Annotated in this window: 23 protein-coding genes; 18 read left to right on the plus strand and 5 right to left on the minus strand. The window is 55.7% G+C overall.

What is annotated here, in order from left to right; translation table 11 throughout:
• Nucleotides 1-4: 4 nt before the first annotated feature.
• Together AADJ11_RS17590 and AADJ11_RS17595 are read right to left on the minus strand one after the other, a co-directional pair.
• A complete protein-coding gene (locus AADJ11_RS17590) occupies nucleotides 5-385 on the minus strand; it encodes a phosphorelay protein (RefSeq protein ID WP_341235745.1) in 381 nt (126 codons plus the stop codon).
• Nucleotides 382-1365 carry a response regulator gene (locus AADJ11_RS17595; RefSeq protein ID WP_341235746.1) on the minus strand — a complete coding sequence of 328 codons (984 nt, stop codon included), beginning with the start codon at nucleotides 1363-1365 and terminating at the stop codon, nucleotides 382-384. Before AADJ11_RS17595 ends, AADJ11_RS17590 begins: the two co-directional genes overlap by 4 nt.
• A 169-nt stretch (nucleotides 1366-1534) precedes the next feature.
• Between AADJ11_RS17595 and AADJ11_RS17600 the strand changes: the two genes are divergently transcribed.
• The 3 genes from AADJ11_RS17600 to AADJ11_RS17610 all read left to right on the plus strand — a co-directional run bounded on the left by AADJ11_RS17600 (nucleotide 1535) and on the right by AADJ11_RS17610 (nucleotide 4391).
• Entirely contained in the window at nucleotides 1535-2521 is a 987-nt protein-coding gene (locus AADJ11_RS17600) for an aldose epimerase family protein (RefSeq protein ID WP_341235747.1), read from the plus strand.
• 131 nt (nucleotides 2522-2652) lie between these two features.
• Nucleotides 2653-3126, plus strand: a complete 474-nt coding sequence (locus AADJ11_RS17605) for a MarR family transcriptional regulator (protein WP_341235748.1) — start codon at nucleotides 2653-2655, stop codon at nucleotides 3124-3126.
• Complete coding sequence (locus AADJ11_RS17610) at nucleotides 3123-4391, plus strand: multidrug effflux MFS transporter (RefSeq protein ID WP_341235749.1); 1269 nt, start codon at nucleotides 3123-3125, stop codon at nucleotides 4389-4391. The genes AADJ11_RS17605 and AADJ11_RS17610 overlap by 4 nt, the downstream gene beginning before the upstream one ends.
• A gap of 75 nt (nucleotides 4392-4466) precedes the next feature.
• On the opposite strand, the gene AADJ11_RS17615 is transcribed toward AADJ11_RS17610, so the two are convergent.
• From AADJ11_RS17615 to AADJ11_RS17625, 3 genes are read right to left on the minus strand one after another with little or no spacing between them, the layout of a single operon-like run.
• Entirely contained in the window at nucleotides 4467-4937 is a 471-nt protein-coding gene (locus tag AADJ11_RS17615; RefSeq protein ID WP_341235750.1) for a MaoC family dehydratase, read from the minus strand.
• Between the two features lie 12 nt (nucleotides 4938-4949).
• Nucleotides 4950-5954, minus strand: a complete 1005-nt coding sequence (locus AADJ11_RS17620; protein WP_341235751.1) for an NADP-dependent oxidoreductase — start codon at nucleotides 5952-5954, stop codon at nucleotides 4950-4952.
• Nucleotides 5955-5972: 18 nt separating this feature from the next.
• Entirely contained in the window at nucleotides 5973-6971 is a 999-nt protein-coding gene (locus AADJ11_RS17625; protein ID WP_341235752.1) for an NADPH:quinone oxidoreductase family protein, read from the minus strand.
• Nucleotides 6972-7098: 127 nt separating this feature from the next.
• Here AADJ11_RS17625 and AADJ11_RS17630 point away from each other — a divergent pair, with 127 nt between their 5' ends.
• The 15 genes from AADJ11_RS17630 (at nucleotide 7099) to AADJ11_RS17700 (ending at nucleotide 23681) form a co-directional block, all read left to right on the plus strand.
• Complete coding sequence (locus AADJ11_RS17630; RefSeq protein ID WP_341235753.1) at nucleotides 7099-8274, plus strand: acyl-CoA dehydrogenase family protein; 1176 nt, start codon at nucleotides 7099-7101, stop codon at nucleotides 8272-8274.
• Between the two features lie 3 nt (nucleotides 8275-8277).
• On the plus strand, nucleotides 8278-9393 hold the full coding sequence (locus tag AADJ11_RS17635; protein ID WP_341235754.1) for an acyl-CoA dehydrogenase family protein: 1116 nt from the start codon (nucleotides 8278-8280) through the stop codon (nucleotides 9391-9393).
• A 3-nt stretch (nucleotides 9394-9396) separates the two neighbouring features.
• Complete coding sequence (locus AADJ11_RS17640; RefSeq protein WP_341235755.1) at nucleotides 9397-10218, plus strand: SDR family NAD(P)-dependent oxidoreductase; 822 nt, start codon at nucleotides 9397-9399, stop codon at nucleotides 10216-10218.
• Nucleotides 10219-10227: 9 nt separating this feature from the next.
• A complete protein-coding gene (locus tag AADJ11_RS17645; RefSeq protein ID WP_341235756.1) occupies nucleotides 10228-11154 on the plus strand; it encodes an SDR family NAD(P)-dependent oxidoreductase in 927 nt (308 codons plus the stop codon).
• Between the two features lie 27 nt (nucleotides 11155-11181).
• The gene (locus AADJ11_RS17650; protein WP_341235757.1) at nucleotides 11182-12378 is read left to right on the plus strand and encodes an acetyl-CoA C-acyltransferase; all 1197 of its coding nucleotides are present in this window, start codon (nucleotides 11182-11184) and stop codon (nucleotides 12376-12378) included.
• A gap of 6 nt (nucleotides 12379-12384) precedes the next feature.
• Nucleotides 12385-13032, plus strand: a complete 648-nt coding sequence (locus tag AADJ11_RS17655) for a histidine phosphatase family protein (protein WP_341235758.1) — start codon at nucleotides 12385-12387, stop codon at nucleotides 13030-13032.
• Nucleotides 13033-13043: 11 nt separating this feature from the next.
• On the plus strand, nucleotides 13044-14072 hold the full coding sequence (locus AADJ11_RS17660; RefSeq protein ID WP_341235759.1) for a phosphotransferase family protein: 1029 nt from the start codon (nucleotides 13044-13046) through the stop codon (nucleotides 14070-14072).
• A gap of 4 nt (nucleotides 14073-14076) precedes the next feature.
• Nucleotides 14077-14874: an IclR family transcriptional regulator gene (locus tag AADJ11_RS17665; RefSeq protein WP_341235760.1), complete on the plus strand. Its 798-nt coding sequence runs from the start codon at nucleotides 14077-14079 to the stop codon at nucleotides 14872-14874.
• A gap of 479 nt (nucleotides 14875-15353) precedes the next feature.
• The gene (locus AADJ11_RS17670; RefSeq protein WP_341235761.1) at nucleotides 15354-16598 is read left to right on the plus strand and encodes a branched-chain amino acid ABC transporter substrate-binding protein; all 1245 of its coding nucleotides are present in this window, start codon (nucleotides 15354-15356) and stop codon (nucleotides 16596-16598) included.
• Nucleotides 16599-16680: 82 nt separating this feature from the next.
• Nucleotides 16681-17637 carry a branched-chain amino acid ABC transporter permease gene (locus tag AADJ11_RS17675; protein ID WP_341235762.1) on the plus strand — a complete coding sequence of 319 codons (957 nt, stop codon included), beginning with the start codon at nucleotides 16681-16683 and terminating at the stop codon, nucleotides 17635-17637.
• Nucleotides 17634-18974, plus strand: coding sequence for a branched-chain amino acid ABC transporter permease (locus AADJ11_RS17680; protein ID WP_341235763.1), 1341 nt, complete (start codon nucleotides 17634-17636; stop codon nucleotides 18972-18974). Before AADJ11_RS17675 ends, AADJ11_RS17680 begins: the two co-directional genes overlap by 4 nt.
• Nucleotides 18971-19732, plus strand: a complete 762-nt coding sequence (locus AADJ11_RS17685) for an ABC transporter ATP-binding protein (RefSeq protein ID WP_341235764.1) — start codon at nucleotides 18971-18973, stop codon at nucleotides 19730-19732. Before AADJ11_RS17680 ends, AADJ11_RS17685 begins: the two co-directional genes overlap by 4 nt.
• The gene (locus AADJ11_RS17690; RefSeq protein WP_341235765.1) at nucleotides 19732-20436 is read left to right on the plus strand and encodes an ABC transporter ATP-binding protein; all 705 of its coding nucleotides are present in this window, start codon (nucleotides 19732-19734) and stop codon (nucleotides 20434-20436) included. The genes AADJ11_RS17685 and AADJ11_RS17690 overlap by 1 nt, the downstream gene beginning before the upstream one ends.
• Nucleotides 20437-20523: 87 nt before the next feature.
• A complete protein-coding gene (locus AADJ11_RS17695; RefSeq protein WP_341235766.1) occupies nucleotides 20524-21726 on the plus strand; it encodes a serine hydrolase domain-containing protein in 1203 nt (400 codons plus the stop codon).
• Nucleotides 21723-23681: an acetoacetate--CoA ligase gene (locus AADJ11_RS17700; RefSeq protein ID WP_341235767.1), complete on the plus strand. Its 1959-nt coding sequence runs from the start codon at nucleotides 21723-21725 to the stop codon at nucleotides 23679-23681. The genes AADJ11_RS17695 and AADJ11_RS17700 overlap by 4 nt, the downstream gene beginning before the upstream one ends.
• Nucleotide 23682 lies beyond the last annotated feature (1 nt).

Raw genomic sequence — 23682 nt, forward strand, 5'->3', positions numbered from 1 at the left:
TAGATTAAGAAGGCTCAACCGTTGTTTCCGGTTGGGCATCAAGAACAGTCTGGCAAAGCTGTACAAAGCCGTCCAAGTGAAAGAACAAAGGACCGGGACAAATGGCAAGGTCCGCATCGGGTCCGTTCAGATGCTCATCAATCTCGGTCTCAATGCTTCGCGCTTCGTTCCCTAGGTCCTCAAAACCAAGAGAACCGGCAGTGCCGGCGATCTGATGCAGCAATGTGCGTGCGCTTACCAACGCACCGTTAACTTCTTCTAGCTCATGGCTTTCCCAAGCAACCAACGTGTATTCGGCAATTGAAATCTGTCGCGTCTTCAGCATCTCAAGAAACCGACTTCGGATACGATCGATCCCTGGGAGTTTAAGCTTTTGATGCATCATGCAGTCAGACCAATTTGCCACGCATTTTTATGCGCATCCTCATGGGCAGCAACAGACTCTTCCGACGAGGCATGCGCTGCGGAAATCGCGTCCATAACGGTCGCGCTTGTTTTCCACATTAACCTAATCGCCTCACCGGCGCAAACCCGCGGTTCGATCCGCTGACCTTGATTGTCAAACAGTTCTGTCTTGGCGAGGGTGAGGTTAACACTTAGGGCCAGCGCCTTCATATCAGGCTGCCAGCCGCTTTCTGTGATGCAAACGAAAGTGCCGTTTCCTGCGTAGGACATCAGGAACTGGCCGTCGCCAAGGGTGTCCGAAATGATTTCGGCAACATCTGTCAAAACCGAATAGAATTCAAACGGCGACATCGTCGCGTGATACTGGGCGATCCCGCGAATTGTAAACGCAAAGGCGGTCGAACCGAACAGGTCGTTCCGGCTGAGCTGACGGATATAATTTTCGAATGCCATGAAATCGATCATGTTGTCGATTTCATAGATTGCGACCGGTTCAAAAAGATCGATTGGCGGTGTGCCCTTACCCTGGTTCGGGTTCACTTTTTGAGCGGCGAAAATTTTGGTTGTGCGCGCTTCGCGCTCGGCAAAGGCACGTTCAACAAGTGCCAACCGCGCCTTGAGTTCGAACATCTCAAATGGTTTGGTCACATAGTCGGTGGCACCTGCAGCAAAGGCCGCATCAATATAATCTTTTTCCGACATCGCGGTGAGCATCAGAATGGGCGTATCGACATAATTATCAAGCGCACGAATTTTGCCAGCAAGGGCGATGCCATCTGTTCCGGGCATTTGGATATCCAGCAAGAAGCAATCGAAAGGCGCGCGTGCATTTGCTTTGATCACTTCAATAGCTTCATCGGCACAAGAGGCCATAACCAGCTTGTGTTCCGTCATTGTCTCGATGAAATGCGCAAGCAGTTCAAGGATGATTGGATCGTCATCAACCGCAAGAATTTTCATTTAACTAGCCCCACTAAATATAACAAGCAAAGCAACACTGCCCCGCCAAACGTGTTAACAACCTGTAAGGGAAACGTGTCAAAATATGGGCAATATTTATACTTTATCAGGGAATCTATGTGTATGCGCATAATTTTTGGCAGGCTGCGGCAGAAAGACGGGCGACTTAATGGTCTATAATTTCGGCTTAAACCCCTATGGAAAAAAGGTAAAAGCGTGTGAATTACGCTTAGGCGGCGCTGTCGCACGGGTTTTATCCTGGGGTGCCACAGTTCAGGATTACAGGGTGGCGGGCATTGATCACAGCCTGATCTTGGGTGGCGAAACGATTGATTCGTATTTTGATCAAATGCACTATTTCGGCGCCATTGTCGGGCCTGTGGCCAACCGTATTGCGGGTGGCCGCATGCAGATTAACGGCCAGTCTTTTGACTTGGACAAGAATGAAAACGGTCAGACGACACTGCATAGCGGTTGCGCGGGCTTTAGCGATCGGTACTGGTCCCTTAGCCAAGTGTCTGACGCCGCTTGCGAATTAACGCTGCAACATCCTGATGGCTTGGGCGGTTTTCCGGGCAATATCCGCGCGACTGTTATCTATAGTTTGACCGCTTCGGGGGCGTTGGAGGTTGAGATTTCTGGGCAGGCGGATGCGGATATTTTCTTTAGCCCAGCTTTTCACGGATATTGGAATTTGTCCGGCGGGAACGACCTGTCGGATCATCTGCTGACCGTGCCCGCAGATACATATTTACCCGTGGATGATGAGCAGATCCCTATTGGCGACCCCGCGCCGGTGGAGGGCACCGCATTTGATTATCGCAAACCACGTCACATTGGCCCGGTGCTGGATCATAACTTTTGTCTTGGGTCTTCTGACATGCCGCTGCAGACCGCTTGTCGGGTAGAGGCATCAGGTATTGTATTAGAAGTTCAAACCGATCAGCCGGGCGTGCAGATTTATAACGGATGTCATATCGATACAGCGCCTTTCAACGGGCATCTTGGCAAACCATATGGACCTTGCGCAGGGCTGGCGATTGAGCCGCAGTTCTGGCCGGATACGCCCAATCAACCCAGTTTTCCCTCAAGCCTGCTGAAAGCAGGGGAGCGTTTTGTCAGCCGGTCCCGGTTTGAAATTTCGGATTTACGCTAATGGGATAGGCCGCGCGGTGTTGAACGCTGCGTTGTTTTCTAATTGTTAACGATAAAATTTGACAGGGAAGGCACCGATGCTAATTCTGATATATAGTAAGGCAAACTTACAAACAGAATAGTGGACCCCTAATGCGTAAGACGATTGATACCGATAGTTTTGGCTTTTTGTTTAATGATATTGCGCGGATCACCCGTGGCGTTTTTGCCCGAGAAATCGAAGCGAGCCAGCTATCAGTTACGGCAGCCGAGGCCCGCGTTCTGGCGCATATGGCCCGCTGTGGCCCGACGCGCCAGCATTTGTTGGCTGAAAGCCTAGGCATGACCCCGATGAGCTTGACTGGTTTTCTTGACCGGCTCGAGGGGGAGGGGCTGGTCGCGCGGGAGGCAGATCCGAAAGACCGCCGTGCGAAGATCGTGACGCTCACACCAAAAGCGGCAGACACTTTATCGCAAATCGCGCAGGCGGGGGAGCGGACGGAGCAGCTGATTTCCAGCGGGCTTTGCCCCAACGATTGGAAGGCTTTCCTTGAGACAGCACGCAAGCTGCGCGCCAATATTGACGGCCCGCGCGTTGCTGTTTCGAAACCGGATAACAGGGCATGACCGCCCCCATAATGACAGAACGCAGGGTCAGTATTATTGGCGCGATGCTGGTGGCGATTGGGCCTGTTTCCATGGCCCTATACACCCCCGCCATGACCGAACTGGTGCGCCATTTCGGGTCAACTGAATCCGTAATCAAGCTGACCCTGACCTTGTATTTCGGGGGGTTCGCCTGTGCGCAACTGGTGGCGGGGCCGCTATCAGATGCATTGGGCCGGCGTCCGGTTACCATTGCTTTCATGGGTTTGTACTGCGTTGCAAGTCTGGCGGCGATGTTGTCCCCCTCGGTCGAGGTTTTGATGGCTGCGCGTTTTGTCCAAGGTCTTGGCGCGTCGGTGGGGGTCGCGATTTCACGGGCGTTGGTGCGCGATCTGTTCACCGATGATCAGTCGTCGCGCATCATGAATTTGATCGGTATTATTCTGGCGCTTGGGCCTGCGTTGGCCCCCACAATCGGCGGTCTGATGCTGCCGTTGTTTGGTTGGCGTTCGATCTTTTTGTTAATGACGCTGTTCGGCATTGGTATCATTGCGGTGGTTATTTTTGCGCTGAAAGAAACCGTCGTTCCCGACCGATCGCGCCTAAATTTTCCAGCACTTGGGCGCACTTACAAGATGCTTTTGACGAACAAGCACTTCATTTCTGCGTCACTGGTTATGGGGGGCGCGTTGGGTGCGATTTATGCGCAGGCGACGTTTCTACCGTTCATCTTGATGAACGAGGTCGGCCTGTCCCCCGCGCAATTCGGGGCGTCTATGTTGGCGCAATCGGGCAGCTTTTTCGCGGCGTCGCTGATCTGCCGCAAGCTGATGAGACGATATGGCGCGAACGCATTGGTGGCCCCTGGCCTAATGTTCGTTGCCTTGGGCAGCGTTGGGACTTTGACGCTGCTGATGTGGCCGCCCAGCTTTCTGCATGTGATGATTCCGGTGGGGGTTTATTCCTTTGGGATTGCATTTGTGATGCCGGCCATGTCGACAGCCGCCCTTGCGCCGTTCGGGCGTGCCGCGGGGTCTGCAGCATCTTTGCTGGGGTTCATACAGATGGGGTCTGGCCTGCTTATGGGGTCGCTGGGTGCGTTGATGGGTAATGCCGTGATTGCGATGGGCACGTTAATTCCGATCATGGGCCTGACGGCCTGTCTATCGTTTGCGTGGTATCGCAAGCTTGGCCCCGCTGTTGCGGAACCTTTGCCCGATCAGGCGCGCGGTCAATGTGGGCCGTTGACTGCCCAATCCACCGCGGTGACGGCCCCCGACAAATAGGTAAATAGCCTAGGCGTCAGAAATGCAAAAGGCCGCCCCAAACAAGGCGGCCTTTGTTGCGAAATGCGAAACGATCTAGTCTTTGAAAACGGCTAGCCCCAGCCATTCGCAGATCAGGGCAGGGGTTTCCTCGCCCTCAATCTCGACCGTGAGCAGGTTTTCCCGCAGCATGTCGGTTGCGTTGCGCGCAGTGACCTTTTGCAGGGTAAACCGCCCACGCAGGCGCGATCCGGCAGGGACGGGCCGTAAAAACCGCAGCTTGTTCATCCCATAATTGATGCCCATCACCTGACCCGGCATCATGTTAAAGCAATCATAGGCAAAGCGGCTGGCCAGCGACAATGTCAGAAAACCATGAGCAATGGTGCCGCCAAACGGGGTTTCTGCAGCGGCGCGTTCGGGATCAATGTGAATCCATTGCATGTCATGGGTAGTCTTCGCGAATTGGTCGATCATTTCCTGATCCACAGTGATCCAATCGGACACCCCAACTTCGGTGCCGATCAGGGTTTCGCTGTGCTCAACCGCCTTTTTCAGTGCAGACATGGTGGCTTCCTCCTATGCTGGATCAGCGGCAACGCGCACCATACGCTTGCCTTTGTTTTCGCCCGCTAGCAGGCCAATCAAAGCTTGCGGGGCGTTCTCCAGACCTTCGACAATGTCTTCGGTTACCTTGATCTGGCCGTTTGCGACCCAAGTCTGCAACGCGCGCAGGGCTTTGGCATCGTCATGGGCCCAGTCCATCACGATGAAGCCTTCCATGCGCAAACGCTTGACCACGACCAGACCGGGCAAGTTGCGCGGACCGGTCGGTGTTTCGGTGTCGTATTGGCTGATCGCGCCGCAGCAAACGATACGACCCTTTTCGTTCATGCTGAACAACGCGGTTTCCAACACGGTGCCGCCGACATTGTCGAAATACACATCGACCCCATCAGGGCAGGTTGCACGCAACGCCTTGGACAGACCCGGTGCGCGGTAATCAATGCATTCATCAAAGCCGAGCTCGTCTTTCACCCATTTGCATTTTTCGGCACCACCCGCGATGCCAACAACGCGGCACCCAAGCGCCTTGGCGATCTGGCCGACATAGCCGCCGACCGATCCCGCCGCTGCCGATACCAGCACGGTTTCACCTGCAATGGGTTGGCCAACGGAAATCAGCCCGTGAAACGCGGTTTTGCCTGCGATGCCATAGACCGACATCAGGTTGGACAGTTCCGGCACCTTGGGCAGCTTTTCGCATTTGCGCGCCTCGGCGACGATGTAATCTGACCAAGTTGCCTCGGCCGCGACGATATCACCAACGGCCAGACGGTCTGACTTGGTTTCGATGACTTCGCAGATTGCATATGTCGGCATGGGGTCACCGGCATTCACGGCGGCGCGGTATGTTGCGCCTTTCATCCAAGACCGGTTGGCCGCGTCGATGGACATCAAAATGACCTTGAGAACCACCTGACCGTCGCCCGCCGTGGGCATATCCGTTGTGGTTTCTTTGAAATGTGCGGGCGTCAGCGCATCGGTGGGCAGTTCCGCAATAACGATTTGTCGGTTTGTCATGTTACTTTCCTTTCAGGCTCACGCAACGTCGAGCACGACTTTGCCCAGAACCTTGCGATCCTGCATCAGGGTCAACGCATCAGCGGCCTTTTCCAACGGAAAGCGGGCAGAGATGCGCGGTTTGATTTGACCGTTTGCGTACATCCGGAACAGATCGGCCATGTTTTCGGCATGGGCTTGCGGTTCGCGGGCGGTGTGCGCGCCCCAAAACACGCCAACGATTTGGCACCCCTTAAGCAATGTCAGGTTTAACGGGATTTTCGGAATGCCGGCAGGAAAGCCAACGACCAGATAGCGGCCTTTCCACGCCAGCGCGCGCACGGCGGGTTCAGCGTATGCACCGCCAACCGCGTCATAGACGACATCAACACCGTCACCGCCTGCAAGTTTTTTGATCTGGTTCGAGAACTCTTTTTGCGTGGCGCGGTCGTCCATATCGCGGCTGTAGACGATTGTTTCGTCCGCGCCCAAATCACGACAGAACTGCGCTTTTTCCTCAGACGACACGGCGGCGATTACTTTGGCGCCGGCAGCTTTGCCCAGCTCAATCGCGGCAGCACCCACGCCGCCCGCAGCACCAAGGATCAACAAGGATTCGCCCGCCTTGATTTCAGCGCGGTTTTTCAGCGCGTGATGCGAGGTGCCGTAGGTCAGCACCAAACATGACGCTTCGTCATATGGCATCGCGTCGGGGATTTTCATGACCCGACCGGCGTCAATACACATGTCGGTCGCAAAGCCGCCAAAGCCGGTCATCGCCAGAACACGGTCGCCAACAGCAACGTTTGTGACACCTTCACCAACCGCATCAATATCGCCTGCAACTTCGCCACCGGGGGCAAAGGGGCGGGGGGGCTTCATCTGGTAAAGATCCTGAATAATCAATGTGTCAGGGAAATTCAGGCCAGCAGCACGGACGCGAATACGGACCTCGCCCTTTTTGGGTTCGGGCTGCGGTAGCTCTGTCAGTTCCAGGGTTTCAGGGCCACCGGGGGCGGTGCTTAGCATGGCTTTCATTTCGACATTCCTCCTCAAGAATTTGCAAAGCAATAGGCGCGTTCAGAAACTGTCTTGTCAATCGAATTTCGAAATGCAATTTTGCAGTGCGGAATTGTTATCCGCAAAATCGAGGGGGGAGAATACGATGCAGTCCAATCAGGAACTGGAGGGTTTCCGAGTTGAACTGCGCGATTGGCTGGAGGCAAATTGCCCGGCCGAAATGCGCGGTGGCGAAGCCAGTGAAGCATCCATTTGTTGGGGTGGCAAGAATTTTGAGTTTGCATCAGACGCGCAACGCGACTGGATGGAACGCGCTGCATCCAAAGGGTACACCGTGCCCACATGGCCGGTCGAATATGGCGGTGCCGGGCTAACCCGTGCCCAGGAAAAGATTCTCAAAGAAGAAATGGACCGTATCGGTGCCCGCAGTCCGCTGGACAGCTTTGGCATCTGGATGCTGGGGCCAGCCTTGCTGCACTTTGGGTCGCACGAACAAAAACTGCACTATTTGCCCCCGATTGCACGCGGTGAAATCCGCTGGTGCCAAGGCTATTCCGAGCCGGGCGCCGGGTCCGATTTGGCCAGCGTTCAGACCAAAGGCGAAGACAAGGGCGACCACTGGCTGGTGAATGGCCAGAAAATCTGGACCTCTTATGCTGACAAAGCCGATTGGATTTTCGCGCTGATCCGAACCGACCGCGAAGCGCCGAAGCACAAGGGCATCTCGTTCCTGCTGATCAATATGGAAGACGCAGGCGTTGAAACCCGGCCGATCAAACTGATCTCGGGCGCGTCGGTGTTTTGCGAAACCTTCTTTACCGATGTGAAGGTGCCGAAGCACCAGATCGTTGGCACCGAAAACCGTGGCTGGGACGTGGCGAAATACCTGCTGACCCATGAACGCGAGATGATCTCGGGGGGCGGTCAGGGGCTTTCTGGTGGGCGTGCTTTGGGCGCGGTGCTGAATGAATCCCTTGGCGAAGGTCAGGAAATGGAAACCACCCTGCGCGCCGACGCGATGCGCTGCGAGGTGGATGCACTGTCCATCGGGTTGACGCTGGAGCGTTACAAAGACCAAGCCGAAGCCGGAACGGGCGCAGGTGATGCGTCCGCGATGCTGAAATACATGGGCACAGAATTGAACAAACAGCGTCACGAATTGCTGATGGCTGCGGGTGGGTCTGATGCGTTGGAATGGGACGGGCCTTTGGGCAACCGCCCTGCGGATTGGTTGCGTACCAAAGCGAACTCTATCGAAGGCGGCACATCCGAGGTGATGCTAAGCATCGTATCGCGCCGCGTTCTTGGGTTGGGGGCATAAATCATGGCAAATCTGGTAATGACCGAAGACGAAACCATGCTGGCCGATGCCGCACGCGGCTTCCTTGATAAATCCGCCCCCGTCAAAGCGTTCCGCGATCTGCGGGATGCGGGCAAAACCCACGACGCGAAAATGTGGAAAGAAATGGCTGACATGGGCTGGGCCGGCGTGCTGGTCCCTGAATCCGCCGGTGGGTCCGACATGGGCCACGCCGCTGCGGGCGTTCTGGCGCATGAAATGGGCAAGACATTGGTCGTCAGCCCGTTTTTGTCGACCGCTGTGATCGCCGCGACGGCGCTGCGCAATGTCAGCGATGCGCGGGCCGAAAAGGCGCTTGCCGCAATTGCCACGGGCGATGTGACCTATGCGCTTGCTGTTGACGAGACATCAAAGTTCAACCCCGAAGCAACTTCTATGGTGGCGACGCGCGAGGGGAACGGTTTCCGCCTAAGCGGTAAGAAAACATTCGTCGTCGATGGCGCGTTGGCCGACCGTTTGCTGGTGCTGGCGAAAACCGATGACGGTCTGACCCTGTTCGATATCCCGGCAGACCGTGCGGGTATCACGCGCAACGCACAAAACATGATCGACGCACGGGATTCCGCGCGGATCGATTTCGACAATGTCGAGGCGACGGGCGAAGATGTCTTGGGTCAAGTGGACAGCGCGATGAGTGTGCTGAAACCCGCGATTGAAGCGGGTCAGGCAGCGCTGGCCGCTGAAATGGCCGGGCTGTCGGCCGGTGCCTTTGGCATGACGGTCGCCTACCTGAAAGAGCGCAAGCAATTCGGCACGGTCATCGGCAACTTTCAGGCGTTGCAACACCGCGCCGCGCATCTGTGGTGCGAGATTGAAGTAACGGCATCTGCAATCGTGAACGCGGGGCGTCTGTTGGACGAAGATCCCGACAACGCCACTATGGCCGTATCCCTTGCCAAAGCCCGCGCCACGTCGACCGCGCAACTGGCGGTGCAAGAGGGTGTTCAGATGCATGGCGGCATCGGTATGACCGACGCTTATGACATCGGATTTTATATGAAACGCGCCCGTGTGGGCGCTGAATGGCTGGGCGATTACGGTTATCACGCGAACCAAGTCGCCAAGCACAGAGGATTTTAAACCATGGATATCAATACACTTTTCGGACTGGAGGGTAAAATCGCCCTCGTTACAGGTGGTGCGACAGGCATTGGGCGTATGGCCGCCGAAGGTTTGGTGCGTGCAGGCGCGACCGTGCTGATCGCAAGCCGGAAGGGTGATGCCTGCGAGGCCGTCGCGAAAGAGCTGAACGCAATGGGCGCCAGCGGCAAGGCCATCGGGTTTGCGGGCGATGTCGGCACCGAAGAAGGTGTCGATGCGATGGTGGAAGCCGTGAAAGCCCACACAGACCGCCTTGATATCCTGATGAACAACGCGGGGATCACATGGGGCGCACCCTTGGGTGAATTCCCGTTCAAGGCATGGGAAAAGGTGATGAACGTCAATGTGGCCGGTCTGTTCGATCTGACACAAAAACTGCTGCCGATGCTGAAAAAGCACGCGACCATCGAAGACCCTGCGCGGGTTGTGAATGTCGGGTCGGTCATGGGCGAACGCGAGATGGGCGATGGGGCCTATAGCTATTCCGCGTCCAAGGCCGCTGTGATCCACCTTAGCAAAATTCTGGCCAAGGAACTGGCGGGGGATGCGATCACTGTGAACGCTTTGGCACCGGGGCCGTTCGTGTCGCGCATGACAGCGTTTGCCACCCACGACAAAGATATGCGCAGCAAAGTGGGCCAAGACGTGCCGCTGCGCCGCGTCGGGACGGACACGGATATTGCCGGCTGTATGCTGTTTCTATGCGGGACCGGCGGTGCCTATATCACCGGCGCTGTTATTCCCGTGAGTGGCGGCATCAACGTGATGAGCGGCCCGAACATCTTTGAACAAGCACTGCATTAAGGGGCGATGATGGACATCCGATTTGATAACCGTGTGGCGATCGTCACAGGTGCCGGTACTGGTCTTGGCCGCAGTCACGCCTTGGGGCTGGCCGCACGGGGTGCGCGCGTTATGGTTAATGACCTTGGCGTGACAACAGACGGGCAGGGCGCATCATCGACCGCTGCCGAAGCCGTCGCACAGGAAATCCGCGATGCGGGTGGCGAGGCGATGTCGCACGGCTGCGATGTGTCGGACGAGGTTGGTGTGGCCGATATGGTCGCACAGGTGATGGAGACATGGGGCCGCATCGATATCTTGGTGAACAACGCCGGTATCCTGCGCGACAAAACGTTTTCCAAGATGGAGATGTCTGATTTTCGCAAAGTCGTAGACGTGCATCTGATCGGCTCTGCCAATGTGACTCACGCCTGCTGGCCGATCATGCGCCAACAGAAATACGGGCGCATCGTGCTGACGTCGTCGGCATCGGGCCTGTATGGCAACTTTGGTCAGTCCAACTATGGGGCGGCCAAGGCGGCGATGATGGGGCTGATGAATGTGCTGCATCTGGAAGGCGCGCGTGACAACATTCGCGTCAACACGCTGGCCCCCACGGCCGCGACGCGGATGACCGCCGATTTGCTGCCCGAACAGGCTCAGGAATTGCTGGCACCCGAAACCATTACCCCCGGCCTGCTATACCTTGTGAGCGAAGACGGCCCCAGCCGGGTGATCCTTGGCGCAGGGGCAGGCAGCTTTGCCCAGACCCGCGTTTACGAAACGGAAGGCGTGACGTTGACCGGTCAGGACAATACCCCTGAGGGCGTCGCAGCTGCATTCGACAAAATTACGAACGAGGCAGGCCAGCAAGAGCTGACCGACGCCTTTAGCCAGACCAAGAAATACGCTCTCAATGCAGCCAAGGCCCAAGGCCTTGATCTGGATTGGGGCTAACAGACTATATTTTAAAGGGAGATCACCATGCGTGACGCAGTAATCGTATCCACAGCCCGTACCCCGATTGGCAAAGCCTATCGCGGTGCGTTCAATGCCACCACACCTCAGGCCCTTGGCGGCCATGCCATCAAACATGCGGTCGAACGCGCGGGTGTTGACCCTGACCAAATCAGCGATTGCGTATTTGGCGCGGCGTTGCAGCAAGGGCATTCTGCCGGCAACATCGCCCGTCAGGTTGCCATGCGCGCCGGTCTGCCTGTCACCGTTGGTGGCATGTCGTTGGACCGTCAATGTGCGTCGGGCATGATGGCAATCGCCACAGCGGCCAAGCAGGTCGTGATGGACGGCATGGACATCGTGATCGGTGGCGGCGTTGAAAGCATTTCGATGGTGCAAACCCCTGAAATGCGCGTCAAGGCAGACCCTTACCTTAAGGAAAACATGCCAGACCTGTACGTTACCATGCTTGAGACAGCAGAAAATGTTGCATCGCGCTATGGCATCAGCCGCGAAGCACAAGACGAATACGCCGCGCGCAGCCAAGAGCTGACCCATCAAGCGCAACAAGCTGGCAAGTTCGACGATGAAATCGTTGCCATGACCACCACAATGATGACCCAAGATCGCGAGACCAAAGAAATCTCGTCGCACGAGGTCACGTTGGACAAGGATGAGGGCAACCGCCCCGGCACATCCAAGGAAAGCCTTGGTGGTTTGCAGCCCGTGTTCAAAGATGGCTTGGTCGTTAAAGAAGGCAAATTCATCACCGCCGGTAACGCATCGCAGCTGTCCGATGGCTCCTCTGCCTCGGTTATCATGGAAGCCAAGCTAGCCGAACAGCAGGGTCTGAACCCGTTGGGTCGTTATGTTGGCGTGATGGCTGCTGGCTGTGAACCTGACGAAATGGGCATTGGTCCGGTTTTCGCTGTGCCAAAGCTGCTTGAAGCGCATGGCCTCAAGATGAGCGACATCGGCCTGTGGGAACTGAACGAAGCCTTTGCATCGCAGGTTCTGTACTGCCGTGACAAGCTGGGCATCCCTGACGAATTGCTGAACGTAAACGGCGGCGCGATTTCTATCGGTCACCCTTATGGCATGTCGGGCGCACGCATGGTCGGCCACGCGCTGATCGAAGGCAAGCGTCGCGGTGCCAAATACGTTGTCTGCACCATGTGTGTTGGCGGCGGCATGGGTGCTGCTGGCCTGTTTGAGGTTCTGTAAACCAAAATGGGAGAGCTTTTGGTCATCCGCCACGGACAGGCGTCATTCGGGGCTGACAACTATGACAAGCTGTCGGACCTCGGACACCAGCAATCTGCGGCGGTTGGTCAGGCCCTTCGAGAGATGGGATGGGTGCCGGATCGGACGATTACCGGCACCCTGACCCGCCAAAAAGAAACGCTTGCCTCGATGGGGTTTGAGGCGGGCGATGAACACGCAGGGTTCAACGAATATGATTTTCAGGATCTGTTAAGCGCACGCTATAACGGCGATGTGCCGGATCTGGTCAAAGGCGACCGCAAGGTTCATTTCCGCACCCTGCGCGAGACGGTATTTCAATGGCAGGCCAATGAAATCGAAAACCCTGCCGAAAGCTGGGGCACATTTACCGGCCGCGTCGAAGCGGCGCGTCTTGCCGCCTGTGCCACCGGGGCAGACCGCGTGTTGGCCGTCAGCTCGGGCGGGGTGATCGGGCAATTGACGGCGGCGTCACTGGGCGCACCGGATAAGATGATGATGACCCTGAACCTACAGATCAAGAATACGTCGATCACCAAATTTGTTTTCACCAACTCCGCGTTTTTTCTGCATGAATTCAACGCGACACCGCATATGATGTCTGGCGACGCCGCTGGCATGCTGACCTATAGCTAAGGAATGAACCCATGAGTACCGATACGCAAACGCTCGATATTCCAAAGGTCACTGCCTATCTGGAAAAGCATCTTGAAGGCTTTGAAGGCCCGCTTGAAGTGTCGAAATTTCAGGCTGGCCAGTCCAACCCGACGTTCCTTTTGAAGACACCCAGCCGCAATTTTGTGCTGCGCCGCAAGCCCCCCGGTGTTCTGCTGAAATCTGCCCATGCGGTTGACCGCGAATTTCGTGTGCAAAAGGCGTTGCAAGACACGGACGTACCGGTGTCAAAAATGCATCTGTTGTGCGAAGATGATGATGTTATCGGGTCGGCATTCTACATCATGGACCACGTCAACGGGCGTAATTTCATGGATCCGCGGATGCTGGACGAGACCAATGAAGTGCGCGCCGGGATCATGGATGAAATGAACCGCGTTCTGGCGGCGCTGCATGATGTCGATATCGATGCTGTCGGGCTGGCGGATTACGGCCCCCCTGGAAACTATTACGAGCGCCAGATCGCCCGATGGACCAAGCAATACCGCGCCTCGGAGACCGAAGATCAGCCCGCGATGAACGAGCTGATTGAGCGCCTGACAGCTAGCATTCCAGCCGATGACGGGCAACGCACGTTGGTGCATGGCGATTATCGCATCGACAATATGATGTTCGAGAAAGACGGCACAAAATGTCTGGCGGTATTGGATTGGGAACTGTCCACCATTGGCCACCCCTATGCCGATTTGGCCGCAGTGATCATGCAATGGCAGATGCCTGCCGGCACCGAAGGACGTGGATTTGGGGGCGCTGATCGCGGCGCGCTTGGCCTGCCAACGGACGAGGAATTTATCGCTAAATATTGCGAACGTCGGGGTTTGGACGGGATCGACAACTTTGGCTTTTACGTCGCCTTTTGCTTTTTCCGCATGGCCGGGATCATTCAGGGCGTGTTGAAACGTGCGCTGGATGGCAACGCGTCAAACCCGGAACGCGCAATGAAGGTCGGTGCCTATGTGCCGGTTTTTGCCGCTAATGGCTTGAAAGCGTTGGAAAGATAATAAGATGGCAAACCACGAGTTCGCAACCGATCCGTCAGAGGCAAAGGATAGAAACTTTGTCACGGCCCTGGCGCGTGGGCTCGATGTTTTGCGCTGTTTTCGCCAGAATGAATCCGCGCTGACGAATACCGACTTTTCAGAACGCACCGGATTGCCCAAGGCGACGGTTTCACGGTTGACCCACACCTTGTGCGAACTGGACTATCTGATCGCTGATCCGCGCACGGGCACTTACCGGTTGGGCGCGGGCGTATTGCAACTGGGCTTCGGCGTGCTGACGAGCATGGAGATTGGCGACCGCGCTGCCGAAGAGATGAAGGCGCTGCGGGACGGTCCGAACTCTTATATCACCGTCGCGATTGGTGAACCGTATCGCTTGGACGTCGTTTATGTTTGTACGAAACGGTCCCGCGAAGATGTCGCGCTGCAAATGCGCGTCGGGTCACGTTTGCCGCTGTTCGATTCCGCGATTGGCCGCGCCATTATGGTGGGCATGGACGAGGCGATGCGCGAACGGGCCTTTGGCATCGCTGCGCAAACCGATGCTGCATTAGAAAAGCGCGGTCGCGAAAGCTATGCTGCTGCGGTCACCGAATTCGCCGAAAAAGGGTTCTGCTCAAGCTATGGGGACTGGCGGCCAGACGTGAACGGGATTGCGGTGCCAGTGTTTTCCCCCAACGGGTCTTTGGTCTATGGCTTGAACATTGGCGGCCCCGCGTTTCACGTTAAAAAGAAGCAGCTTGAAACGGTCTATGCAAAACGTTTGATCAAGGCGGCAGAGGCAATCAGCATCCGGATTTAACTGCTTGCCTGGCCGTGCCGTTTGTCCTCCAGAATCAAGTGAAAAACCCTGCTCAAATTCGCGTGCTCCGCGAAAATTCTGTCATGTTGCGAATATGATAGCGGTTTCGGAATGCGCCAATTTGCATCGTCAAAAAAAAGTGACGTAAGGGAAAAAAATTTCGCTCCATTGTCTGGCGGACGTTTGTCAGGAAGCTGTTCAATTTGTTTGCAACGGCTCAAATTTCGCTGGTTTGGGAAACGATATAAATAACAAACGCTTAACAACCTCTCTGCCCAAAATATCGGCGACAGAGGAAAATTTGATCATATATTGCGCAAATATTTGATGGCGCAATATATGACATAACATGCCCCATATTGCCGCAACTTTTGAACAGAGGCGCTTGACAATGTAAGCCATTGTGCAAGGCTTCGACCAAGGCTTGGCATTCCATAAAAAACGCATCAAAGCGCCGGGCCGTCCTTGGGAGGATTAAAATGAAAAATATCACTAAACTGGGCGCTGTATCTGCGCTTTCTTTGGTCTTGGGCGCAAGCGCTGCCTTTGCCGAAAATATCAAAGTTGCATTCATTGACCCACTGTCTGGCCCGTTTGCCAGCACCGGTACGAACGGCCTGCATCAGTTTGAATTCGCTGCTGATTATATGGTCAACGAAAAGGGCGGCTTGCTGGATGGCCAGATGATGGAAGTCATCGGCTATGACAACAAAATCAGCCCCAAGGAATCGCTCATTCAGCTTCAGGTCGCCATCGACCAAGGTGTTCGTTTCATCGTTCAGGGTAACTCCTCGGGCGTTGCAAACGCGCTGACCGAAGCCGTTGACAAGCACAACCGCCGGAACCCTGACAGCCGCGTTCTGTTCTTGAACTACGCCGCTGTTGACCCTGCATTGACCAACGACAAGTGTAACTTCTGGCACTTCCGTTTTGATGCCAACGCAGACATCAAAATGGACGCGCTGACCGATGTGATCGCCGAAAACGACAGCATCAACAAGGTCTACATCATCGGCCAGGACTATTCCTTTGGTAAGTCGGTTTCCGCCGCCGCGAACAAAATGCTTGGCGAAAAACGCGCTGACATCGAGATCGTTGGTGACGAGCTGCACCCAATCGGCAAGGTAAAAGACTTTACCCCATATGCCCGCAAGATCGTTGCTTCGGGTGCGGATGCGGTCATCACCGGTAACTGGGGCGCAGACATGCTTGGCCTTGGTAAGTCCATCATCGAAAACGGCTTTACCGGCCCGATCTACACCTATTATGCGGCAGGGTCCGGTATCACAGCGGCATTTGGTGAATCCGGTAAGGGCATCATCCGTTTGGTGGGCGAAGGCCAAATCAACCCGCCAGCCAGCCAAGAAGCGTCTGACTACTACAACGCGTACAAAGCGAAATATCCAGACGGCAACATTGACCAGGCGCGTATCTCGAACACAATCGGAATGCTGGCCAAGGCGATTTCAGAAGCAGGTACTGCTGATGACGTCGTAGCGATCGCCAATGCGCTGGAAGGCATGGAATACGAAACCATGTGGGGCGGCAAAGTGTTTATGCGTCCGCAAGATCACCAAGCGATCCAGGATATGCACATCAACGCGCATACCAACGAAGGCGTGACATTTACCTATGATAACTCGGACTACGGTGTTGTCACCGAATCCACAGTTGTCATGGCGTCGATGGACAGCCCAACCACTTGTGAAATGAAGCGCCCATAATCAGCGTTTCCCCGGCCCGTCTGGTATATCCTGACGGGCCAATTTTCTCTCGTTTTTGCCACCACTCACCTGGAGGGGCCCAATGGACCTCATTCTCGTCAATCTGATCGACGGGCTGGTAACTGGATTGCTGTTGTTCATGCTTTCCGCCGGTCTGACCCTAATTTTCTCGATGATGGGTGTTCTAAACTTTGCCCACGCCAGCTTTTACATGCTTGGTGCCTATTTTGCCTATCAGATCAGTATTGCCGTCGGCTTCTGGATGGGACTTTTGATCGCACCGCTGATTGTCGGTGTTTTAGGGGCAGGGGTCGAACGCTATGGCCTGCGCCGCGTTCACCAATACGGACACGTGCCCGAGCTGATCTTTACCTTTGGTTTGGCCCTGCTGATCGAAGAGCTGGTGCAGTTCATCTGGGGTAAGAACCAGATGCCCTATTCGGTGCCAGATGTGCTGAACTTCACCGCATTCGCGATCTCGGGCAACTCTATCCCCGCGTATAAAATCTTTATGATCTTTATTTCGATCGCGATCTTTATTGGTCTGCTATATGTTCTGACCAAGACCCGCGTTGGCATGATTATTCAGGCCGCCCTTAGCTATCCCCGCACGGTCGAGGCATTGGGCCACAACGTGCCGTTGATCTTTATGGGTGTGTTTGGTGTCGGGACGGCGCTTGCCGGTCTGGCGGGCGTGATCGCCGGCCCCGTTCTGGGTACCTTCCCGGGTATGGCCTTCGTGCTTGGCTCTATCGTGTTTGTGACAATCGTGATTGGCGGGCTTGGGTCCCTTTGGGGGGCACTGGTGGCATCCCTGTTGATCGGTTGGATCACTACCTTTGCCAAATCGTACAATATCGAAATGGAGGACTTGCTGAACGCGATAGGTATCTCAACACCTGAAAACCTAAGCGAAAGCGTCTTTCGCGACTTCTGGAGCCTGACAAGCCCGCAGATCGCTGACATTCTACCTTATATCCTGATGGTGCTGATCCTCATCTTCCGCCCAGCAGGTCTTTTCGGAAAGCGCCAGTCATGACAGTTTCAGACCCTAAACACGACGTTCCAGAAGGCGCGCGCGAGCAAGATCAAATTACGACTGATCCTGCAAAAGCGTCCGAGAGAATGCGCGCAGGTTCCATGACACTGACGCTGGCCCCTTGGGTGATTGCGACTGTTGTCTTGGTGTTTTTGCCAATGTTTTTCACGAACAACTCGGCGCTGACAATCATGAACCAGATGTCGATCACCATCGTGTTCGCGCTGGCCTATAACATGCTGTTGGGGCAGGGGGGCATGCTGTCCTTTGGCCACGCGGTTTATGCGGGTGTGGGCGGGTTCGCCTGTATGCATATCATGAACATGTCGGATTTCTTTGAGTCAATTCCGCTGGTTATCCTGCCTGTCTTTGGCGGCCTGTTCGGCATGGGCCTTGCGATGATTGTCGGATCGTTTTCAACACGGTCGGCTGGCACTGTATTTGCCATGATCTCGCTCGGCGTGGGTGAATTGATCGCCGCGTGTTCTGTTATCATCGTGGCCTTTTTTGGCGGCGAAGAAGGGATCAGCGGCGACCGTACATATGCGCAACCGTTCTTTGGTGTCGAATTCCTTCAGCAGATCGAGGTCTACTACCTGACGATTGCATGGCTCGTAATTTCCGCAGCACTTATGTACCTGTGGAGCCGTACACCCGTTGGCCGCATGGCAAACGCGGTCCGCGACAACCCGGAACGCGCACAGTTCTTGGGCTATTCCGCACGTTGGGTTCGCTACTACAGCTTTATCGCGTCGGGCTTTTTCGCGGGCGTTGCGGGTGGTCTTTTTGCCATCAACTACGAGATCCTGACCGAAGAGAACCTCAATACCGCATCCTCAGGTGTGATCTTGCTGGTGACCTTCTTGGGCGGCGTTGGTTTCTTCTTTGGGCCGATCATCGGGGCGATTGCCTTTACCTTGCTGCAAACGGTTCTCAGCCTGTCGACCGAACTGTGGGCGTTTTACGCAGGGACGCTTTTCGTGGCGACGGTGATGTTCTTTCCGGGCGGTTTGGCCGGACTTATCATGATGCATGTACCGGCGTTCAAATTGGGCAAGGCCAGCGGCCTTGTAATGCCCTATATCAAGACGTTGCTACCGGCGGCGATCGGGCTGTTGGGACTGGCCGCATTGGTCGAAATGACGTTCCATTACAGGCACGCAGCCACCGGAGACGTCGAAATGACGCTGTTCTGGACAACCTTTAACAGCCACGAGATCCTTCCATGGATCATAGCAGGGGCCATTACGGTGATCGGGCTTGGCATCGCCAAAGTTACAGCGCCATCCCTGAAAGAAGCGTGGAACGAAGCAAACACAGCAGGAGGCGCATCATGAGCACACCAGCCCTTGAACTGACCGGCCTCAAGAAAAGCTTTGGCAAAGCCGAGATTATTCGCGGCATTGATCTAAGCATCGGCAAGGCCGAACGTCACGCCATTATCGGCCCGAACGGTGCCGGGAAATCGACACTGTTCAACCTGATCACCGCGCGGTTTGCACCGACGGCAGGTACGGTGAAACTGCACGGCGAAAATCTGGCGGGGCTAGAGCCGTTCCAGATCAACCGCAAAGGCCTAAGCCGGTCTTTCCAGATCACCAATATCTTTCCGGCGATGACCGTGTTTGAAAACGTGCGCTGCGCTTTGCTTTGGGCGCAGGGGTACAAGTACAGCTTTTGGCATCTGGTCAACAGCAAGCGCGACCTGACAGAAGGGGCCGAGGCCATTTTGGACCAGATCAACCTGTTGGGACGGCGGAACTTGCCGGCTGGCACGTTGTCCTATGCCGAACAGCGCGCGCTAGAGATCGGGATTACCATCGCAGGCGGTGCCGATGTGATCATGCTTGATGAACCCACAGCGGGGATGAGCAACACCGAGACGGATTACATCACTGATCTGATCCTCAAGGTCACGGCAGGTAAAACGCTGATCATGGTTGAACATGACATGAGCGTGGTCTTTGGCCTGGCTGACCGTATCTCGGTGCTGGTGTATGGCGAAATCATCGCCACCGGGGCACCCGCAGACGTGCGCGCAGACGCACGCGTTCAAGAAGCCTACTTAGGCGCCGCATTGGAGGCAGAACACTAATGATGCTCGAAGTCACCGATATGCACGCCTATTATGGCAAATCTCACATTCTTCAGGGTGTGAACCTGAACGTAAAAGAGGGCGAAATCGTCGCGCTTTTGGGTCGTAACGGCGTTGGTCGTTCCACCACCTGCAAGGCCATCATGGGCGAGGTCGAACCCCACGGTTCGGTCAAGTTTCAGGGTAAGGAAATCGCCGGCAAGAAGGCATTTCAGATCGCGAATATGGGCATTGGTTATGTGCCCGAAAACCGCGATATCTTTCCCGGTCTGACCACGCGACAAAACCTGACGCTGGGCCTGAAACCCGGCCAAAAGGATGGCGCGGGACGTTGGTCGATGCAGGCCATGTTCGAGATGTTTGAAAACCTTGACCGTCGCGCTGACGTCGAAGCGTCGGTTCTGTCGGGGGGCGAACAGCAGATGTTGACCATGTGTCGCACGCTGATGGGCGACCCTGATCTGGTGATGATTGACGAACCGACCGAGGGGCTTTCCCCACAGATGGTTCAAAAGGTCGCCGAGGTGCTGAAAGAGATCGCAAACCGCGGTATTTCCACATTGCTGGTCGAACAAAAGCTTTCGATTGCCATGGATATCGCGGATCGTGTCTATGTCATGGGCCACGGTCAGGTCGTGTTCGAAGGTACGCCAGCTGATCTCAAAGCCCGGGATGATGTGCGCAAGGAATGGCTCGAGGTCTGATCCTCGGGGCCGTTTAGGCAGGTTAAAAACGTCGCTATTGGCGGCCTCATCCTCCTGAGGCGCTGATGCGTCACAGGAGGATTTTTTATGGGTTTTGATAGCAGTAGATTAGACCGTATTGGCAGCTGGATGGACAGCTATGTGGATCGCAACCGCTTTGCCGGGTGTTCCGTCTTGGTCGCGCAAGCGGGCAAGGAGGTCTATTTTAACGCGACAGGTCTGCGTGACGTCGAAACCGGCAAACCGTTTGAACGCGACACCATTGCGCGCATCTATTCAATGACCAAGCCGATCACGTCGGTCGCGATTATGATGCTGGCGGAACGCGGGTTGTTTCACCTTGATGCGCCATTGTCCGATTTCATCCCTGCCTTTGCCGATATGCGCTGCCTTGTTCCGGGGGCAACCAGCATCGATCAGACCGAAGCCTGTCAAACGCCGACCCTGCATCATCTTCTGACGCATACATCGGGCCTAAGCTATCCGTTTAATCCCGGCGTACTGCCCCAAGCGATGGACGATCACGACATTCTATTCCGCGCAGATCAGGGATCATTGGCCGAGATGACTGACCGCTTGGCCGAATTACCGCTGGCCTTCCAACCCGGCAGCCGCTGGGAATATTCGGTCAGCATTGATGTGCTGGGCCGCGTGGTCGAGGTGGTATCGGGCAAGACGCTTGAACAATTTCTGGTCGATGAAATCCTTGGGCCATTGGGCATGGATGAGACACGGTTTTCTGTGCCAGAAGGCACGCAGGAACGGTTTGCCGCGCTCTACACACCGCTTGCGGGCAGTGCTTATGCCATGAACGAAGCGAAACCGGCAGAACCCACGCTGCGCTGCGTTGATCGGCCTGAAAAATCGCCGTTCTTGAATGCGCAAATGCATTCCGGTGGCGGTGGGCTGGTTGGGACAATTGATGATTATCTCAAGTTCACCGAAATGCTGCGCACCGGGGGGGCAGGGCTGATTTCGCCCAAAACGCTCGACTTTATGATGCGCAATCACTTGCCCGGTGATATCGCATCAATGGGTCCGGCCAGCTTTGCCGAGCAACCGATGGAGGGGATGGGCTTTGGCCTTGGCGGGGCGGTTGTGCTGAACCCCGGCCGTGTGCGTGTGCCGTCCAGCGTCGGCGATTTTAGTTGGGGCGGTATGGCGTCCACCTTCTTTTGGGTCGATCCGGTGCTGGATTTATCTGTCGTCTTTTTCACGCAACTGGCACCGTCCAGTTCTTATCCTGCGCGCCCCGAGCTCAAGGCGCTGATCCATGGAGCAATGACATGAACGAAATTCTGTGGGAACCGGCGCTTGACCGATACGACGCATCAACCATGGCGGGGTTCGAGAGGTTCTTGAAGGACACCAAGGGGCTGAGCTTTGACGACTACAATGCCATGTGGCGGTGGAGCGTCGATGATCTGGCGGCGTTCTGGGGCGCGATTTGGGAATTTTTCGACGTTCAGGCCAGCGCCCCCTACACCAAAGTGATTGCAAACCGTCAGATGCCGGGTACCGAATGGTGCCCCGGCGCGATGCTGAACTTTACCGATCAGATCATGAAGCATGTCGACAGCCAGCCGGATGGCGATGCGCTGATCGTGCAGTCGGAAACCTTTGGTCGCAAGGTACTGTCGTGGTCCCAGCTGCGCGCGCAGGTGGCTAGTGTGGCCGCCCGTCTGCGCGGCATGGGCGTTGAAAAAGGTGACCGCGTGGTCGCCGTTCTGCCCAATACCGAAACCGCGATGATCGCTTTTCTGGCGACGGCCAGCATTGGTGCAATCTGGTCGCTGTGCGCGCCGGATATGGGTCACGTTGCCATTCTGGACCGGTTTAAACAGATCGAACCCAAAGTGCTGATCGCACAAGATGGCTATGTCCATGCCGGAAAAACCATCGACCGTCGCGAGGTTCTTGCAGGGATCGAAGCAGAACTGCCCAGCCTTATCCAATGCGTGACCGTGCCTTTTGTCGGCGACCTGCCCGCGGGTCATATCGCGTGGGATGATCTGCTGCATGACAAGGTCGATTATACCTCGACCCAAGTGCCCTTCGATCATCCACTGTGGATCGTCTATTCGTCGGGCACCACGGGTAACCCTAAACCGATTGTTCACGGCCATGGTGGCATCATTCTGGAATCGGCCAAACAATCGCTGCACCATGATTTCAAACCCGGCGGGCGCTATTGCTGGCTGACCTCATCCGGTTGGATCATGTGGAATTCGCAGTTTACGGCCCTTGGCCAAGGCACCACTGTCGCGATGTTTGACGGGGCCCCGAACCACCCCAATATGGGCGTGATCTGGCGGTTCGTTGCAGATGAAAAACTGGATTTTTTTGGCGCCGGAGCGGCGTTTTTTAGCGGCTGCATGAAGGCCGGGATCACCCCGAGGGAAGAGGTGGATCTAAGCGCGTTGAAATCGCTGGGGGCCACGGGATCGCCGCTTAGCTCTGACGCTTATGACTGGATATATAAAGACGTCAAAAAGGACGTCTGGCTCGCGCCAATCTCGGGCGGGACCGATTTGGCAGGCGCGTTTGTGCTGGGCCATCCGGGGATGCCGGTGCGGGCAGGTGAAATGCAGTGTCGCGCCCTTGGCAATGCGGTGCGCGCCTATGACGAAGACGGCAATGAACTGACCGGTATTGTCGGCGAATTGGTTTGTACCGAACCGTTGCCGTCTATGCCGCTGTTTTTCTGGGGTGACGACGATGGCAGCCGCTTGCATGACAGCTATTTTGACACCTATCCCGGCATCTGGCGCCACGGCGACTGGATCGAGATTAACGCCGCAGGCGGATCGGTGATCTATGGCCGGTCTGATGCTACGATTAATCGAAAAGGTCTGCGTCTTGGCAGTGCTGAAATCTATCAAGCCGTCGAAGGCCTGGACGAGGTGATGGATAGCCTTGTTGTCGATCTGGAATTTCTGGGCCGCGAAAGCTTTATGCCGTTGTTCGTTGTGCCTGCCCAAGGCGTGGCCGTCGATGATGCGCTTAAGGACAAGATCAACGCAGCAATTCGCAAGAACGTTTCCGCCCGTTTTATCCCGAACGAGATTATCGAAGTCGCAGAAGTACCCCGCACGCTTTCTGGCAAAAAGCTTGAGGTTCCCGTGAAAAAACTGTTGCTTGGGCAAGACCCCGAAAAGGTTGTGAACCGCGATTCAATGGCCAATCCGGACAGCTTTGATTTCTATATCGCCTATGCCGCAAAACGGGCGACCCAAAAGGACTAAC

The sequence above is a fragment of the uncultured Sulfitobacter sp. genome (genome assembly GCF_964021855.1).
Classification (GTDB): Bacteria; Pseudomonadota; Alphaproteobacteria; order Rhodobacterales; family Rhodobacteraceae; genus Sulfitobacter.

What these genes read in the sequence shown, in the direction of transcription:
- AADJ11_RS17700 (WP_341235767.1), top strand. Translation starts at nt 21,723, where the DNA reads ATGAACGAAATTCTGTGGGAACCGGCGCTTGACCGATACGACGCATCA.
- AADJ11_RS17620 (WP_341235751.1), bottom strand. Translation starts at nt 5,954, where the DNA reads ATGACAAACCGACAAATCGTTATTGCGGAACTGCCCACCGATGCGCTG.
- AADJ11_RS17600 (WP_341235747.1), top strand. Translation starts at nt 1,535, where the DNA reads ATGGTCTATAATTTCGGCTTAAACCCCTATGGAAAAAAGGTAAAAGCG.
- AADJ11_RS17670 (WP_341235761.1), top strand. Translation starts at nt 15,354, where the DNA reads ATGAAAAATATCACTAAACTGGGCGCTGTATCTGCGCTTTCTTTGGTC.
- AADJ11_RS17685 (WP_341235764.1), top strand. Translation starts at nt 18,971, where the DNA reads ATGAGCACACCAGCCCTTGAACTGACCGGCCTCAAGAAAAGCTTTGGC.
- AADJ11_RS17625 (WP_341235752.1), bottom strand. Translation starts at nt 6,971, where the DNA reads ATGAAAGCCATGCTAAGCACCGCCCCCGGTGGCCCTGAAACCCTGGAA.
- AADJ11_RS17635 (WP_341235754.1), top strand. Translation starts at nt 8,278, where the DNA reads ATGGCAAATCTGGTAATGACCGAAGACGAAACCATGCTGGCCGATGCC.
- AADJ11_RS17690 (WP_341235765.1), top strand. Translation starts at nt 19,732, where the DNA reads ATGATGCTCGAAGTCACCGATATGCACGCCTATTATGGCAAATCTCAC.
- AADJ11_RS17630 (WP_341235753.1), top strand. Translation starts at nt 7,099, where the DNA reads ATGCAGTCCAATCAGGAACTGGAGGGTTTCCGAGTTGAACTGCGCGAT.
- AADJ11_RS17590 (WP_341235745.1), bottom strand. Translation starts at nt 385, where the DNA reads ATGATGCATCAAAAGCTTAAACTCCCAGGGATCGATCGTATCCGAAGT.
- AADJ11_RS17615 (WP_341235750.1), bottom strand. Translation starts at nt 4,937, where the DNA reads ATGTCTGCACTGAAAAAGGCGGTTGAGCACAGCGAAACCCTGATCGGC.
- AADJ11_RS17640 (WP_341235755.1), top strand. Translation starts at nt 9,397, where the DNA reads ATGGATATCAATACACTTTTCGGACTGGAGGGTAAAATCGCCCTCGTT.
- AADJ11_RS17595 (WP_341235746.1), bottom strand. Translation starts at nt 1,365, where the DNA reads ATGAAAATTCTTGCGGTTGATGACGATCCAATCATCCTTGAACTGCTT.
- AADJ11_RS17605 (WP_341235748.1), top strand. Translation starts at nt 2,653, where the DNA reads ATGCGTAAGACGATTGATACCGATAGTTTTGGCTTTTTGTTTAATGAT.
- AADJ11_RS17660 (WP_341235759.1), top strand. Translation starts at nt 13,044, where the DNA reads ATGAGTACCGATACGCAAACGCTCGATATTCCAAAGGTCACTGCCTAT.
- AADJ11_RS17655 (WP_341235758.1), top strand. Translation starts at nt 12,385, where the DNA reads ATGGGAGAGCTTTTGGTCATCCGCCACGGACAGGCGTCATTCGGGGCT.
- AADJ11_RS17675 (WP_341235762.1), top strand. Translation starts at nt 16,681, where the DNA reads ATGGACCTCATTCTCGTCAATCTGATCGACGGGCTGGTAACTGGATTG.
- AADJ11_RS17680 (WP_341235763.1), top strand. Translation starts at nt 17,634, where the DNA reads ATGACAGTTTCAGACCCTAAACACGACGTTCCAGAAGGCGCGCGCGAG.
- AADJ11_RS17610 (WP_341235749.1), top strand. Translation starts at nt 3,123, where the DNA reads ATGACCGCCCCCATAATGACAGAACGCAGGGTCAGTATTATTGGCGCG.
- AADJ11_RS17645 (WP_341235756.1), top strand. Translation starts at nt 10,228, where the DNA reads ATGGACATCCGATTTGATAACCGTGTGGCGATCGTCACAGGTGCCGGT.
- AADJ11_RS17665 (WP_341235760.1), top strand. Translation starts at nt 14,077, where the DNA reads ATGGCAAACCACGAGTTCGCAACCGATCCGTCAGAGGCAAAGGATAGA.
- AADJ11_RS17650 (WP_341235757.1), top strand. Translation starts at nt 11,182, where the DNA reads ATGCGTGACGCAGTAATCGTATCCACAGCCCGTACCCCGATTGGCAAA.
- AADJ11_RS17695 (WP_341235766.1), top strand. Translation starts at nt 20,524, where the DNA reads ATGGGTTTTGATAGCAGTAGATTAGACCGTATTGGCAGCTGGATGGAC.